The following is a 15,792-nucleotide window of genomic DNA, read 5'->3' on the forward strand; positions in this document are numbered from 1 at the left end:
AAACCCTCAACCCGCAGGTGGAAGATACTCAACAATCTGCAGGCCGAATCCAGAAAGTCCATGCAATTTCAGAGGATGCCCCAGTACCCGGAGTTTTCCGAAGCCGAGATCGGCAGCGATCTGACTGCCCACTCCGATTATTCTGATATCGCTGTTGCCACCGGCATCTTCCGACTCTTGTTGTCGTTCCTGAATGTTTTCGGTAATCTCTCCGAATTCCTGCTGATAGTTCAAGATGATTATCGCCCCTGAACCAGATTCAACGATACTGCGAAGCGCTCTGCGCACCGACCAGGAATGACCACCGGAAGTTATCGCATCCAACACCTCGTTCATCCCGGTAAACACATGGACACGCAGCATCGCGGGCACGTCCGGGCTGATCTGTCCGCATACAAGTGCCAGATGGGTGTTACCACGCACCTCATCCTTGTACGAGATCGCTCTCACCTCGCCAAACTCAGTCATCAACTCGGATTCATGTTCGCGGCTGATCGTGGATTCGGTCTCAAGCCGATAGCGAATCAGGTCGGCAATGGTTCCAATCCTGATTCCATGCTCCTCGCCGAACTCGATAAGCTGATTCAACCGCGCCATGGTGCCATCGGGATTGAGGATCTCACACAGGACGCTCGCAGGTTCCAGACCACTCAACTTGGCCAGATCACTACCAGCTTCGGTATGGCCGGCCCGGGTGAGAACGCCGCCGGGTTCTGCAATGATCGGGAAAATGTGTCCGGGTGTGACGATGTCTGATGGAGACGCATCCGGATGCACCGCCGCCTGTACAGTGGTGGCGCGATCGGCAGCGGAGATTCCGGTTGATACATTTCGGGCCGCTTCTATGGAAACTGTGAACGCAGTGGAATATGGCGAGGTATTTTCCCGGACCATCGGAGACAGGTTAAGTTGCCGACATCGCTGTTCGGATAGCGAGAGGCATATCAATCCCCGCCCATGTGTAGCCATGAAGTTGATATGGTCAGAAGTGACATGTTCTGCTGCGATCAGAAGATCACCTTCATTCTCACGTGACTCATCGTCAACCAGAATGACCATCCTGCCTTGGCGGAAATCCCGCAGGATTGACTCGATAGAACTGATTCCGGTGACACCTTTGCCGGGAAACGGGATCGGCTCGGCTGCGTTATTCATGTTTTTCCCTAAGTGGATGAGTGTGCACGATTATAGAACTCTTCCCGCCAGAAAATTCCTTCCCGTGCTGGATTCGATGACTGCAAGCGGACCGGCAGCGGAACTTGAAACGCAGATGCGGAATCAATCCTTACCGGGGATCACCTCGCATCACCGCAAGGTAATCGGTAATCCGCCCGGCATATCGGGCGAGCATGTCAACTTCGACATGTACAAAGTCGCCTGCAGCAACACCTTTCAGTGTTGTCATCTCAAGCGTATGAGGAATGATATTGACCGCAAATTCCGATACGCCTTTCTTGTCTGCAACATCCTTGACTGTCAGGCTCACGCCATCAAGAGATATTGAACCCTGGGGGACAATGAACTGATTGATTTTCAGTTGTCGATCAACACTGAACTCAAGCAGCACGGACGCGCCTGAAAAGGTGTGTCCGATACACTTTGCAAGCCCGTCAACATGACCGGTGACAAGATGTCCTCCCAACGGATCGTTCAGCGTCAACGCGGTCTCGATATTGACGCTTTCACCCACCTGAAGATCGGAAAACCGGGTATCGCTCAGTGAGCGGTTCGATACGAATACGTCAATCTCGCTCCCGTGCCGAGCCGTCACCGTCAAGCATGCTCCGCCGACTGCAACACTGTCGCCGATTTTCAGTTTTTTTGGCCTGTCCAGGTTGGTCTCGATTGAGAAACCTACGCCTTGTTCCGATCGATCAATTTTCTTGATCTCACCAACAGACTCGACAATTCCTGTAAACATCTTCGTACCAAGAGATTTGAACCAATCCGGTTACACCGAGTGTTTCACTTCGAGCGTGATCTTGAGGTCTTCACCGATACGTCTGACTTGCGTAAACTGAGCCTGGACTCGTTCAGTCAGTTGGCGCAGTTCACCAAGCGCAGCAATTCCCTTTCCTTCGTCCCCGATCAAGGACGGTGCCATATAGACGATCACTTCATCCACCAGGCGTTCTGCGAACAGAGTTCCCACCAGATTCGGCCCGGCTTCCACCAATATCTCGTTGAATTCGCATCTTGTCAAATATTCCAATAATTTCGTGCAATCCACACCGCCGCGGCCCGATGGCAATTCAACGATACGTGCCAGCCCCTCGAGTTTCGATCTGTTTTCCGAGACCGCTGTGGGTTTCGCGGCGATGATTACATCCCCCTCAACCTCAAACAATCTCGAATCTGGCGACGTCCGAAGGTTACTGTCAACAATGATCCGGGTTGGACTTCGGCTTCGTCCGCTCGCCCTGCAATTCAAACGTGGATTGTCTTTCTGGACGGTGCCGACTCCCGTAAGAATTGCACTGGCCTGTGCTCGCAGCCGCTGCACATCCTGACGGGAAGCCTCACCGGTAATCCATTCACTTTCTCCAGTCGACGTCGCAATCCGACCATCAAGCGTGGAGGCGACCTTCACGACAGTCCAGGCCCTGCCGCGTTCATGCCGGGCGAAGAATCCTCGGTTGAGTTTCCGTGCCGCGTCCTCCTTGATCCCAACCTCAGTGACAATGCTGGCGTCCCGAAGCATGCGGATGCCTCTGCCGCTGACCGCCGGGTTGGGGTCCTGCGAGCATACGACGACTCTTCTGACTCCTGACTGAATCACCCTGTCGACGCATGGCGGCGTTCTGCCTTTCACGTTGCAGGGCTCAAGCGTGACATACATCACACCATCTTCGGCGCAGCCGCCACAGGCATCCAGGGCGTTGATCTCCGCGTGAGCGAGTCCGGCCTGGCTGTGAAAACCCTCTCCGACTATCTGATCACCCTGAACGACAACACAGCCTACCCTGGGATTTGGATGTGGGGCCGAAACCGGTTCCATCGCCAATTGGAGGGCACGCTCCATAAAGTGATGATCCGCACTTGAAAATTCAGACATCACCCGTCACCGTTCAACCCATCATTGAAGTTCTGTGATATATCGCCCCGGACAGGAATCACCTGGCATCACCGGACATTGCGGTGCAGGCTGACCGCAGTTCCTCTCAGAATCATGTTTCCTCAGTGATCGCCATGTCCTCGCGCGTGATGTTCAGCGCAAGTACGGCTGGGCTCGCAATGAAAATCGATGAATAGGTACCCACGATGACACCGATCAGCAAGGCGAATGAGAATCCGCGAATCACCTCGCCACCGAACACCAACAGTGTCACCACCACAAGCAACGTTGTAAATGACGTCAATATTGTTCGGCGAAGCGTCTGGTTGATTGACCGATTCATGATTTCGACCGATGTTCCCTGACGACTTCGGCGGAAGTTTTCCCGGATACGATCGAAAACCACAATCGTGTCGTTCAGCGAGTAACCGATCACTGCCAGAACTGCCGCCAAGACTGCCAGCGTGAACTCAATCTGAAAAATCGAGAACATGCCAATCGTAATGAATACATCATGCACCAACGCAACCACGGAGCCAATTGCAAAGCGCCACTCAAAGCGCCAGGCGACATAGATCAGAATACCGATCAGGGCATACAGCATTGCCAGACCGCCCTGCTCTGTCAGCTCCTCACCGACTTTCGGACCCACGAACTCCACTCGACGCATCTGGACAAAACACTCCCCGACTGAATTGCCAGCTTGCCGGCAGTTTTGCAGACCACCCGTAGTGGACTCTGTCAACGTCTCTCCATAAGGTGCACGGAGTGCCTCGACAATGCGCGTGCTCAGTTCAGCTGCTGTACCCTCCACATTCTTGGACGGCAGCCGAATCATCACGTCCTGGCTGGTGCCGAAATACTGGACAGTTGTATCAGGGATGTCGCTTTGCGCAAGTTGGAGGCGCACTTCATCAACACTGACCTGTTCACCATATCGGACTTCAACCAAGGTTCCACCGGTAAAGTCCAACCCCCAATTGATACCCTGGACGAAGATGGAAGCCAATCCGGCGACAATCAGCACAGTCGACAAAATCGCAGCCACGCGGCGATGGCCGAGAAAATCGATTTTCAGGTCTTTTTTTAGAAATTCCATCGTTAAGATTTCCTATATCGCCAAACCGGTTACCCGCCGCCGGCCGCCGTATATCAGGTTGATCACCGTCCGCGTTCCCAGAATCGCCGTAAACATCGACGTAACGATACCAATACTCAAAGTAACCGCAAATCCCTTGATCGGTCCGGTTCCGAAGTTGAACAGCACAATGGCTGCGATCAGGGTGGTGATGTTTGCGTCAACGATCGTGGAAAACGCTTTCTCATAACCGGCCTGAATACTTGCTTGAGGAGAATTGCGATTTCTCAACTCCTCTCTGATCCGCTCAAAGATGAGCACGTTGGCGTCGACCGCAATACCGACGGTCAGCACAATTCCCGCAACACCCGGCAATGTAAGCGTTGCCTGCAGTGCCGACAGGACTGCAACGATCAGTACAAGATTCAAAGCCAAGGCGAGATTCGCAACAAGACCGAACATACGATAATAGACGACCATGAAAATCAGAACCAGCACGAAGCCGATCAGTACCGATTGCAATCCCTGCAGAATATTCTCCTGCCCCAGGCTCGGACCGACAGTTCGCTCCTCGATGATATCGACCGGTGCGGCAAGCGCGCCTGCCCTGAGCAGCAAGGCCAGATCCCTGGCTTCAGTGACACTGTCGAGTCCTTCGATCTGAAATCTTCTTCCGAGCTGATCGCGGATAACCGGTGCTGTAATCACTTCCTCAAGAAGTGTCTTGACGCGTACTGGGTTTCCCTGCTCATCCAAAACCGCATTGCCGGCCTCATCACGCTTGGTCTCGGAGCGGGATTCGACATAGACAACACCCATCCGTTTGCCGATATTCTCGCCGGTAACACGTTGATTGATCGCTGCACCGCGTGAATCCAGGGTGATGCTGACAATCGGTCCGCCCGACAGGGTATCAAGACTCGCGGCTGCATCGACAATGTTGTCTCCAGAATAGACCAGCGATTTCTTCAACAGGATTGGGTTGCCATCCCTCAAGTTATATAACCTTGAACCCGGAGGCACAGCCCCCTCCAATGCGGACGATAGATCGTGTTCCTCATCGACCATCCGAATTTCGAGTGTGGCGGTGCGTCCCAGAATCCGCTTGGCGCGCGCAGTATCCTGTACCCCGGGCAGCTGGATCACAATTCGAGCGTCGCCCTGACGCTGGACGACCGGTTCGGCCACACCAAGTTCGTCAATCCGGTTTCGCAGAGCCACCATGTTCTGCTCCAGTGCGAACCCTTTGAGCTCTTCGATTTCAGTCTCGCTCAGGCTGACGGAAAGATACGGCTCTCCATCCTGTTCAAACTCGTTCACAACGAGTTCAGGCAGCTCATCATCAATGACGTCGACCGCCTGATCGCGCTGACCGGCGTCTCGGAACTTCACCTGAACACCACCTGCCTGCTCATCAAGACGAACATACGCGTAGCGCACCTTCGCCTCGCGAAGCGTTCTGCGCAGTGTATCGACGTAGCGTTCCTCCGCCCTCGAGACCGCACTGTCCAAATCGACTTCCATCAGGAAATGCACTCCGCCGCGAAGATCAAGCCCGAGATACATCGGTGCCGCACCCAGGGCGTTCATCCATGCCGGCGAGGACGGTACCAGTGTCAATGCTATTGTGTACTGATTGCCCAAAGAGTCCTGTAACGCATCCCTCGCCCTGATCTGTGTCTCGGTGTCGTCGAAGCGAACGCGTACGCCCTTCTCATCAGCGATGATTCCAAGCGGTGTGATTTCCTCGCGCGACAGAACCTGCTCCACCCGGTCCAAGATGAACGGAGTGACTGCAGTCGTCCGAGCGGCGCGAATCTGCACGCCCGGATCATCTCCAAACAGATTAGGAAAGGCGTAAAAAAAACCGGGTAGCAGTACAGCCCCAATCAACAGATACCGCCACCAGGGATTCTGGTTCATCTATTCTGATTCTGCTATATCAGTGGAATCAGATGACTTTTTCTTCTTTTTCTTCTTTTTCGGCGCTTCCTCTTGGGGAGGGGCGCTCGGCGGAAGCAACTGGGCTATCGCTACGCGCTGTACCTTTACATCGACATTCGGCGCGACGTTCAAGAATACCGAATATTCCTCAACCTGGACGATTCGGCCCATCAACCCGCCGCTGGTAGCAACCTCATCTCCCACCTCAAGCGCTCCGATCATCTCTTTGTGCTGTTTTGTTTTCTTCTGCTGAGGCCGGATCAGCAAGAAATAGAACAATACGAATATCAGTACCAACGGAATCAGGCTGACGAAGCCGCCACCTGCCGATTCCCCTGATTGCGCCAGTGCACTGGAAATAAAGAAATCCATAAATTTTCACCAATGATGTGTGATTTTGTTCAATCGGACAATGTTACCATAAATCGCTTTGAGTCCGAACAACCGCAAGGAAATTTTTTGAGGATTCATGCTGTTGGCCGGCTCGTATGCGACAAAGCGATGCCGACGCATGACTTGGGTCATGCGCAATAAAAATATACTACACCTATGATGTCAGATTGCATCGCATAATGGCCGAAATTGGGCTGAATGAGACCCTGTACCTTGCCGTCAGAGGTGCCATGCCGCGACTGGGGATAATGATGGAAGCCGCCACCCGCCATTCGATAATCACACCGCAAATTCGAGACACAGCTGACCAAAGGTCTGCTGCTCAATCGCCAGTCGAATCCGTTCCATCAGATCAAGAAAATATTGCAGATTGTGCAAAGTGCACAGCCTCGCGCACAAAGGCTCATTGACTCGATACAGGTGACGCAGATACGAGCGGGTGAATTTTTTACAGCATGGACAACCGCAATTCTCATCAACCGGGCGCAAGTCGTCGCGATATTTCTTGTTTCGAATCTTGACGACACCGCCAGACGTATACAGCCACCCGTTGCGTGCGTTTCTCGTAGGCAACACGCAATCAAACATATCAATTCCGCACTTCACTCCATACACGATGTCCTCAGGCGTACCGACTCCCATCAGATATCTGGGACGATCCGCAGGCATCTGTGGTGCAACCACATCCAACATCTCATACATCTGACGCTTGGGCTCGCCGACCGACAGTCCGCCAACTGCATATCCATCAAAGCCGATTTCAAGCAGGCCCTTCAGAGACTGTTCCCGAAGTTGCGGATACATGCCACCTTGGATAATCCCGAAAAGCGCGTTGTCCGATCCCTCGAAAGCCCGCTTCGACCGCTCGGCCCAGATCAGCGATCGTTCCATTGAGAAACGCGCTTCGGCTTCGGTCGCCGGATATGGAGTGCAGTCGTCGAAGATCATGGCAATGTCGGAATTCAAGACTCTCTGCATCTGGATGGACTCCTCCGGTCCGAGAAATACCTCACTGCCGTCGAATGGTGAGCGGAACAGGACGCCTGATTCATCCATGCGACGCAATTTCGCCAGGCTGAATACCTGAAAACCACCGGAATCAGTCAGAATCGGCCGGTTCCAGCCCATAAAGCGATGCAGCCCCCCATGCAGCCCAATCACATCCGCTCCCGGCCTCAGCATGAGATGGAATGTGTTGCCGAGCACGATCCGTGTATCCAACGATTCCAGATCGCGAGGCTCGATCGTCTTGACCGCGCCGAATGTACCGACTGGCATGAAAACCGGTGTCTCAACAACACCATGATTCAATTCGAGCCGGCCTCGACGTGCATTTCCGTGCCGGGCAGATTGTGTGAACCTCATGACAAATAACTTCCTACAATTCCCTTATGGATAGAAAATATATCCGTAATTGAATTCCTAATTGTCACTTGTCATAAGCGGGATTTACAATATTTTGGGGCAATGAGGGCATATGCCGGTCGAGTTCCCAAAGCAGGCTCGACCCGCGACAATTCGGGAAGAGCCATAATTGGAACACTTCGACCATGTGGAAAGAAGCCTGTAAATTGGAATATTCCCGATCGGGTGGCAAACATGGGTCATTGAATCGGACTGCGCGGCGTAGAAGTCCATTTGGTCATTTGGCAATAACTTTCCAGACAATAATGAGGAGATACCAATGAAACCTCTGAATTCAGTCAATATCGGATTTGTCGGTCTCGGACTCATGGGGAAGCCGATGGCACGCAATCTGAAAAAAGCAGGTGCCCGGGTCACTGTGTTCAATCGCAGTCGCTCTTCAGTCGACGAATTGGTGAGTGAGGGTTTCGAGGCGGCAAATTCGCCGGCTCAAGCTGGATGTTCGCAATTTGTCATATGCATGGTTTCCGATACTGAGGCTGTCCGTGACGTACTGTTCGGGGAAAACGGTGTCATCGAATCACAAAACTCCGACTGCACCGTGATTGATATGGGAACTACCGAGGTTACTGCGACCAGACAGTTCGCACAGCGCCTCGACACAGTCGGAATCCGCTATGTCGATGCTCCGGTATCGGGTGGAGAAATTGGTGCGATCAACTCACAGCTGTCAATCATGGTAGGGGCTTGTGAAGCGGATATGCAGCGCACCCGCGCGATTTTCGATGTATTGGGAAGTCGGGTGGTACATGTCGGCGATGTCGGGACCGGACAGATCGCCAAGGCCGCAAACCAGATTATCGTCGGTCTGACAATCGGAGCGGTCGCTGAGGCTTTCGCGCTCGCCCGCGATGGCGGTGCCGACCTTGATCGCGTCTGGCAGGCGCTCGGCGGAGGATTCGCGGATTCTCGGATATTGCAGTTGCACGGCCGAAGAATGATCGATGGAGGCTATGCACCTGGCGGGAAGGTCAGGACGCAACACAAGGATCTGGTACAAGCCCTTGAATTCGCTCAGGCCAATCACACACAACTGCCGTCCACATCACTTTGCCGGGACCTATACAGCAATCTGATTCAACGCGGAGACGGTGACTTGGATCACAGCGCACTGTTCAGGCTGTATTGACGCCCGAAATTCAGGCTTCAGCTTCCGGTAAGGGATAGTGTCCCTTACGTCGCACCCACACCACAAGAATCGCGACCAAGACGATGGGCACCAGGGCTCCGCTGCTCAACACATACCAACCCCAAAGATGATGGAGCACTCCAGACATCAAGGCGGTCAGCGTGACAGTCGAAAACACACACAAGTCATTGAATCCCTGAACAATGGCTTTCTCACTCGGTCTGTAGGTTTTGGTCAGCAGTGTTGTCGCACCAAGAAAGGTGAAATTCCAACCGACGCCTAACGATACCAGCGAAAGGCAAAAGCCAATGAACGAATCACCGATTATGTAGACGATGCCCACGCATGCGACCAACGCCACCAGGCCGGAAAAGATTATGTTCAGATCCCCAAACCTTCGTACCAGATGGCCGGTGAAAAAAGAGGGCGCAAACATTGCGAATATGTGCCACTGTATGACCTGCACCGTATAGCTGAACTCTATGCCCCTGACCTCCATCGCCAACGGGGTGGAGGTCATCAACAGATTCATGACACCGTAACCGACTGTCGCACTGACAACCGCCAGGATAAAGACCGGTTGCACAATGATCTCGCGCAACGGTCGTCCTTCTGTCTTTTTCGTTTCGGCGTCGGTAACAGGCACTTTGAGAAAGGACACCAACGTAAAGGACAAAAGATAGACCGCGGCCAGGGCCATGTAGGAGCCAGCGAACACGGCGTCGCTGAACGCATCCTTGGTCAGATTCGTCATATTCGGTCCGATGAATGCCGCAACAACACTCCCCGCCAAGACGTACGAAATCGCTCGACTTCGATACGATTCGGTCGATACATCTGCTGCTGCGAAACGGTAGAACGCACCAAAGGCATTGGCCACTCCGAATAATGCAATACCAGCTGAAAATATCCAGAAACTGTGAGAAATGATTGCGAAGCTGGAGACTATCGCACCGGTAATTCCAGACAAAAGACCAATCATGAAACCGTTTCTTCGTCCCACTCGTTTCATCAGCAGCGACGCCGGCATGGCGAAAGTCATTCCGAATAGAAACAGAATCGCAACCGGCACTGTCCCCATCATGGGATCAGGCGCCAGCATGACACCAATCAGCGCTGCAGACACGATCAGGGTCGAATTGGTCGTGAACATACACGCCTGACAGGCAGACAATATTGCAACATTCAGTCGCATTCTTGGCATTACTTGTTCGGAAACGCTCATAGGTTCGCCTATCGGCAGGTGAAAAAGTTATGAGAGGGTTCGTCCGCCATCAATATGAATTGCCTGGCCTGTGATGAATGCGCCGGATCGAGACAGCAGCAATACAACTGTACCGAGTATGTCGTCAGGTTCAAACAGCCGCCCCAGCGGGATTCTGGACTCGGCATTTTTGCGATTGTCGCCTTGGTCCAGGAAAGAATGGGTCAGCTGGGTATCGCACATCGCGGGGCTGATGGCATTGACTGTAATGGTGTACCCGGCCCACTCCACCGCAAGAACCCGGGTCAGATGTGTCAGCGCAGCCTTGCTGGCGGCATAGGCCGCATAACCCGGATTCGAAATGCTGTCGGATACTGACGCGATATTGATGATGCGCCCGCAGCCTTGCGGAATCATGATCCTTGCCGCGTGCCGACACATCAGGAATGCCGCGTTCAGATTGGTCTCGACAATGCGCGAAAAGACTTTTTCCGGCATATCAGTCGCGGGAATGATCTCGAACAGACCCACACAATTGATCAGTCCATCCAGTCGCTCCCATCTTTCAGATGTACTCTGCAGTGCCGACTGGCATGCGGCTTCGTGCCGAACATCAAACACCTCGGAAAATACGCTGTCGGAGCTGAATTCAGAAGCAAGTTGCTGCAAGCCATCATCGTTTTTGTCAAAAATGGCAACCTTGCAGCCCTGTCGGACAAGTTCCCGCGCAACAACCGACCCGAACGCGCCTGCCGCACCAGCAACCGCGACCACCTGTCCACGAAGGTCAAATAATGACTGCAAGACGGTAAGTTCTTCGAACGGATGGGGCGATGTCGGCAATTGAAGGCAAATGTTTGGGCGCGGTGCTACATGTTGCGCCGAAATTTGCCTCCCACCTCAAACAATGCTGATGTGATCTGACCGACGGAACAACTGCGAACAGCCGACATGAGTTCGGCGAAAACATTGCGATTCTCCACAACCGCCGCCTGCAATGATGCGATCGCAGCAGCGGACTCTCCGCGGTGGCGTTCATGAAAATCATGCAGTCGTTCCAACTGTGAGCGTTTCTCCTGATCAGTCGATCGGGCCAATTCGGTGTCCTGCTGTTGCTCCACCTCAGGATTCTGAAACATGTTGACACCGACAATCGGCAAAGTGCCGTCGTGCTTGAGCCGTTCGTAATGCAGAGACTGGTCCTGGATGCATCCGCGCTGATAACCCGTCTCCATCGCTCCCAGTACACCGCCTCGCTGAGATATTGACTCAAACTCACAAAGCACTGCCTCTTCAACAAGATCAGTAAGTTCCTCCACAATGAAACTGCCCTGATTGGAATTGTCGTTCTGAGCCAGACCCCATTCCTTGTTGATGATCAGCTGAATCGCCATCGCCCTTCGTACAGACTCCTGTGTTGGCGTGGTGATCGCCTCGTCATAAGCATTTGTGTGCAGACTGTTACAGTTGTCGTATACCGCGATCAGTGCCTGCAGTGTGGTTCGGATGTCATTGAAATTGATCTCCTGCGCATGGAGTGACCTGCCGGAAGTCTGGATGTGATATTTCAGTCGCCGGGATTTTTCGTTCGCACCATACTTTTCCTTCATCGTCACCGCCCATATCCTGCGTGCCACCCGTCCCATAACCGTGTATTCCGCATCCATTCCGTTCGAGAAGAAAAACGAAAGATTCGATGCGAAATCATCAATATGCATCCCTCGCGCAAGATACATCTCGACGTAGGTAAATGCGTTGGCAAGAGTAAATGCAAGTTGAGAGATCGGGTTGGCGCCGGCTTCGGCAATGTGGTATCCGGATATGGACACCGAGTAGAAATTGCACACCTCGTTGGCAATGAAATATTCCTGAATATCGCCCATCACCTTGAGACTGAATTCTGTCGAGAAAATACACGTGTTCTGACCCTGATCCTCTTTGAGAATATCGGCCTGAACTGTTCCTCGGACGCTCCTCAGTGCGTTTGCGCGCAGTGACTCATACTCGTCGCTGTCTGGCTTGCGATCATGCTTGGCTTCAAAGGCATCGACCTGCTGGTCGATTGCCGTATTGAGCAACATCGCCAGATAGGTCGGAGCCGGACCATTGATGGTCATTGACACCGAAGTCTGACGGCTGCAAAGATCAAAGTCGCTGTATAGTACCTTCATATCGTCCAGTGTCGCGACTGATACACCGGAATTGCCGACTTTTCCATAGATGTCGGGGCGCTCATCCGGGTCAAACCCGTACAGGGAGACCGAATCAAATGCAGTCGACAGTCGTTTCGCCGCTGAATGCTCCGACAGCAACTTGAAACGTCGGTTGGTCTTATGCGGTCCGCCTTCACCTGCAAACATTCGCGTCGGATCTTCGTCCTTTCGCTTGAACGAAAATACCCCACCCGTATAAGGAAAGCTACCCGGCAGATTTTCCCGCATGAGCCAACTGAGCAAGTCGCCATGGTCATGAAAGTGCGGCACGGAAATCTTCGGAATTCTGGTACCCGAAATGGTTTCGTAAAACATTTTCGGTGCGTCCCTGACATTCGATTGCGACATCTCGAATCTCACGGCATCGACACGCTGCGGCCATTGCTTGATCAATTCGGCCGCGTCGGTATCCAGCAACAGCTCGCGTTCGTCGGCAAGGCCCGCCAATGCCGACGGATCGCCGACGTCCGCTTCCCTCAACATCTGGACACAAGCCCGCAACTGTTGAATCTCACGTGCGAGTTGCGAAAGCGATTCCACTTTTTTGTGATAATCCCGCACCGTCTCAACAATTTCACCCAGATATCCAATTCGAGACGGAGGAATGATACTGTGCCGGTCCGATGAGACCTTGGATGTGAGTTCCGCGGGGAATGTATCGCTGTTTCTCGGCACATCCAACAGTTTGACAATCTTCTGAAAAAGAGCGGTCACACCGTCATCGCTGAATCTCGAGGATATTGTTCCGTAAACTGGCATCGACTGCGCTGGCCGATCGAAAGCCGCCTGATTTCGCTGCACCTGCTTGCACACGTCCCGATAGGCGTCCTGCGCACCTTTTGCGTCGAACTTGTTGATGACCACCAAGTCGGCAAAATCAAGCATGTCTATCTTTTCCAGCTGACTTGCCGAACCGAATTCCGGAGTCATTACGTAAACGGTTTTGTCGACATAGGGGACAACGGAAGAGTCACCCTGGCCAATTCCGGGTGTTTCGACGACGACCAGATTGAAGCCCCAAATTGAGCATGCCCTGATCACATCGTTCAGAAATGAGGGGATCGCACCTCCGGCGTTACGGGTGGCGAGTGAGCGAACAAATACCTGCGAGGAGTCTATCGCGTTCAACCTGATGCGATCGCCGAGCAAAGCGCCGCCGGTCTTTTTTCGTGTCGGATCTACTGCAAGAATCGCAATTCTGGTGTCAGGTTCGCAATACAGTCGAAATCTCTGAACCAGCTCATCGGTGAGCGATGACTTGCCTGATCCGCCTGTACCGGTAATACCGAGAACCCGCGGCACGCTCACCTGCTCGCGGTGTGCGTCCAAATAGGCGATGGCTTGTGGATCACCGCGCTCGATGGCACTGATCAGCAGTGCCAGATCTCTGGTATCGTCGCAGTCCAGGCTGTCTGCGGTCAAAGGATGGGATATGGTTGAATCACTCCGACATCGGTCGATCATGTCGTCAACCATGCCTTGCAGGCCGGACTTCTGGCCATCGCCGGGAGAGTAAATCCGCGCAACACCATAATCGTGCAGCTCGCGAATCTCATCTGGAACTATAACACCGCCGCCGCCACCGAAAACCTTGATGTCCCTGCGACCGCATTCCTCAAGCATATCAATGATGTACTTGAAAAACTCGATGTGTCCGCCCTGGTATGAGCTGACCGCAATACCGTCGGCGTCCTCCTGGATCGCAGTCGAGACAATTTCCCTGACCGAACGGTTATGACCCAGATGAACAACCTCAACACCCGAAGACTGCAAGATTCGACGGATGACGTTGATTGAGGCATCATGACCATCGAACAGGCTGGTGGCCGTCACAAATCTCAATGGGATCTGTGTTTCGTCGGTGTCATGAACGAGTCTGATTCTTTCGGCGGAGATCGCCATCATTCTGTCTGTTCGGTAATCCAAAATTCGCAAAGTCCTGACATCGCTGTAATTGACCGCCTTGAGGTCGACGAACACCATCAAATCTTCGCCGACATTGACGGAACAACCAAAGATTGCCGGTAAATTGCCTGTTCCGCTATTTTATCAGATTGGCTCAGACCTTCTGAATTCGACCATAGGCTGGGATTATCCCCAGCAATGCATCAGAGCCTGCTGCGCAGTGATTGACGGAATTCCCGGTACCGGTGTATCTGTGACAAGAGTCACTCCTGTATCGAAAAAGTCAAGGCCTGGTGTGTTGTCTGGCATCTTGCCATTTTTGACGAAATTGACCACCGCTTCAATGCCGTAGACCGCCATCCGCTGCGGAAACTGCATCACCGTGGCGTTGAGTTCACCATCGGCAACCTTGTTGACTCCATCACAACCACCGTCTATCGAAACGATTACCGCATCGTCGTCCACCTTCGATTCCTGAAGTGCTGCGTAGGCTCCGGCTGCAGCCGGCTCATTGATCGCATATACCAGATCGATTTGCGGATTGTTCTGAAGTAATGACTGCATCACGCTTCGACCACCTTCCTCAGAGCCGAAAGTCGCACCGCTGCCAACGATGCGTTCGTCATCTTCATCGTACATGGTTCCAGGGTCCCGAATGCCAACTCCGAAACCACTCAGGAACCCCTGATTGCGTAACAGGTCCACCGTGACATTCGTACCTGCCCCATCAAGCGTTACGACGTTCGCGTTCTTGGCCGCACTGCCCATATACGCTTTTGCCCACATGCCGATCAACTCACCGGCCCTGAAGTTATCGGTGGCAAACGTCGCGTCGGCAAGCTGCGTTGGTTCGAATAGCGTATCAATAGCAATGACAATCACACCTGCTTGGCGCGCCTTGCTGACCGCGTCGGCAAGAGCCGCCGGATCTGAAGGTGAAATCAGAATACCTGCAACACCGGCATCAACCAGAGTCTCTATCGCTTCAATCTGTTTGGCGGAGTCACCATCATATTCGCCTGCAAATGTATAAATCTTGATACCGAGCTCGTCTGCGTGATGCAGTACAGTGTCTTTGATTTCCACAAAAAATGGATTGTCCTCAGTCTTGGTGACCAATCCGATTATCGGATCTGCAGCCATACCAACAGACGCAAGCAGACTGCACGCCAATCCCACTGCGATCAGAATTTCATTCGCGAATCTGTTCATGAACATGCGGCGTCAATAACCTGCTTGCCTGAACTGCCTGGTAATATCCATAAGACCGTCATTTGAAATGTGCGTATGTATTTTACAGCAACCCAATCAGTCCCCTGAATGCGGCTGTTGTTCGGGTTTCGGATGGTGTACCGCGGCTCACAGACACAATCGAATGCGCATGCGGTCGGTGCGATTTGGTTCTGGATTTGGTTCTGGTAATACGATCTGCGCTACCCGATAATA

Annotated in this window: 12 protein-coding genes; 1 reads left to right on the top strand and 11 read right to left on the bottom strand. The window is 53.0% G+C overall.

Annotated elements, in window-relative coordinates; all coding sequences use genetic code 11:
• Window positions 1-6: 6 nt before the first annotated feature.
• From ribB to tgt, 7 genes are all read right to left on the bottom strand, one after another.
• Window positions 7-1,155: a 3,4-dihydroxy-2-butanone-4-phosphate synthase gene (gene ribB / locus OXI60_10215; protein ID MDE0310189.1), complete on the bottom strand. Its 1,149-nt coding sequence runs from the start codon at window positions 1,153-1,155 to the stop codon at window positions 7-9.
• A 130-nt stretch (window positions 1,156-1,285) separates the two neighbouring features.
• Window positions 1,286-1,921 (bottom strand): riboflavin synthase, encoded by a 636-nt coding sequence (locus tag OXI60_10220; protein ID MDE0310190.1) that lies wholly within the window; start codon window positions 1,919-1,921, stop codon window positions 1,286-1,288.
• Between the two features lie 30 nt (window positions 1,922-1,951).
• Complete coding sequence (gene ribD / locus OXI60_10225) at window positions 1,952-3,055, bottom strand: bifunctional diaminohydroxyphosphoribosylaminopyrimidine deaminase/5-amino-6-(5-phosphoribosylamino)uracil reductase RibD (GenBank protein MDE0310191.1); 1,104 nt, start codon at window positions 3,053-3,055, stop codon at window positions 1,952-1,954.
• Between the two features lie 112 nt (window positions 3,056-3,167).
• Complete coding sequence (gene secF, locus OXI60_10230) at window positions 3,168-4,154, bottom strand: protein translocase subunit SecF (GenBank protein ID MDE0310192.1); 987 nt, start codon at window positions 4,152-4,154, stop codon at window positions 3,168-3,170.
• Between the two features lie 12 nt (window positions 4,155-4,166).
• On the bottom strand, window positions 4,167-6,056 hold the full coding sequence (gene secD / locus OXI60_10235) for a protein translocase subunit SecD (protein MDE0310193.1): 1,890 nt from the start codon (window positions 6,054-6,056) through the stop codon (window positions 4,167-4,169).
• Window positions 6,057-6,449: a preprotein translocase subunit YajC gene (gene yajC, locus OXI60_10240; protein MDE0310194.1), complete on the bottom strand. Its 393-nt coding sequence runs from the start codon at window positions 6,447-6,449 to the stop codon at window positions 6,057-6,059.
• 300 nt (window positions 6,450-6,749) lie between these two features.
• The gene (gene tgt, locus OXI60_10245; protein MDE0310195.1) at window positions 6,750-7,835 is read right to left on the bottom strand and encodes a tRNA guanosine(34) transglycosylase Tgt; all 1,086 of its coding nucleotides are present in this window, start codon (window positions 7,833-7,835) and stop codon (window positions 6,750-6,752) included.
• Between the two features lie 313 nt (window positions 7,836-8,148).
• Here tgt and OXI60_10250 point away from each other — a divergent pair, with 313 nt between their 5' ends.
• Window positions 8,149-9,024 (top strand): NAD(P)-dependent oxidoreductase, encoded by an 876-nt coding sequence (locus OXI60_10250; GenBank protein MDE0310196.1) that lies wholly within the window; start codon window positions 8,149-8,151, stop codon window positions 9,022-9,024.
• Between the two features lie 10 nt (window positions 9,025-9,034).
• On the opposite strand, the gene OXI60_10255 is transcribed toward OXI60_10250, so the two are convergent.
• The 4 genes from OXI60_10255 to OXI60_10270 all read right to left on the bottom strand — a co-directional run bounded on the left by OXI60_10255 (window position 9,035) and on the right by OXI60_10270 (window position 15,558).
• Window positions 9,035-10,219, bottom strand: a complete 1,185-nt coding sequence (locus OXI60_10255) for an MFS transporter (protein ID MDE0310197.1) — start codon at window positions 10,217-10,219, stop codon at window positions 9,035-9,037.
• Between the two features lie 57 nt (window positions 10,220-10,276).
• Window positions 10,277-11,032: an SDR family NAD(P)-dependent oxidoreductase gene (locus tag OXI60_10260; protein ID MDE0310198.1), complete on the bottom strand. Its 756-nt coding sequence runs from the start codon at window positions 11,030-11,032 to the stop codon at window positions 10,277-10,279.
• Window positions 11,033-11,097: 65 nt separating this feature from the next.
• The gene (locus tag OXI60_10265; GenBank protein ID MDE0310199.1) at window positions 11,098-14,424 is read right to left on the bottom strand and encodes a methylmalonyl-CoA mutase family protein; all 3,327 of its coding nucleotides are present in this window, start codon (window positions 14,422-14,424) and stop codon (window positions 11,098-11,100) included.
• 108 nt (window positions 14,425-14,532) lie between these two features.
• Window positions 14,533-15,558, bottom strand: coding sequence for a substrate-binding domain-containing protein (locus OXI60_10270; protein ID MDE0310200.1), 1,026 nt, complete (start codon window positions 15,556-15,558; stop codon window positions 14,533-14,535).
• Window positions 15,559-15,792: the final 234 nt, after the last annotated feature.

This window comes from Acidiferrobacterales bacterium (genome assembly GCA_028820695.1).
Lineage (GTDB): Bacteria > Pseudomonadota > Gammaproteobacteria > Arenicellales > JAJDZL01 > JAJDZL01.

What these genes read in the sequence shown, in the direction of transcription:
- secD (MDE0310193.1), bottom strand. Translation starts at nt 6,056, where the DNA reads ATGAACCAGAATCCCTGGTGGCGGTATCTGTTGATTGGGGCTGTACTG.
- tgt (MDE0310195.1), bottom strand. Translation starts at nt 7,835, where the DNA reads ATGAGGTTCACACAATCTGCCCGGCACGGAAATGCACGTCGAGGCCGG.
- secF (MDE0310192.1), bottom strand. Translation starts at nt 4,154, where the DNA reads ATGGAATTTCTAAAAAAAGACCTGAAAATCGATTTTCTCGGCCATCGC.
- OXI60_10255 (MDE0310197.1), bottom strand. Translation starts at nt 10,219, where the DNA reads ATGCGACTGAATGTTGCAATATTGTCTGCCTGTCAGGCGTGTATGTTC.
- yajC (MDE0310194.1), bottom strand. Translation starts at nt 6,449, where the DNA reads ATGGATTTCTTTATTTCCAGTGCACTGGCGCAATCAGGGGAATCGGCA.
- OXI60_10220 (MDE0310190.1), bottom strand. Translation starts at nt 1,921, where the DNA reads ATGTTTACAGGAATTGTCGAGTCTGTTGGTGAGATCAAGAAAATTGAT.
- ribB (MDE0310189.1), bottom strand. Translation starts at nt 1,155, where the DNA reads ATGAATAACGCAGCCGAGCCGATCCCGTTTCCCGGCAAAGGTGTCACC.
- OXI60_10265 (MDE0310199.1), bottom strand. Translation starts at nt 14,424, where the DNA reads ATGGTGTTCGTCGACCTCAAGGCGGTCAATTACAGCGATGTCAGGACT.
- OXI60_10270 (MDE0310200.1), bottom strand. Translation starts at nt 15,558, where the DNA reads ATGAACAGATTCGCGAATGAAATTCTGATCGCAGTGGGATTGGCGTGC.
- ribD (MDE0310191.1), bottom strand. Translation starts at nt 3,055, where the DNA reads ATGTCTGAATTTTCAAGTGCGGATCATCACTTTATGGAGCGTGCCCTC.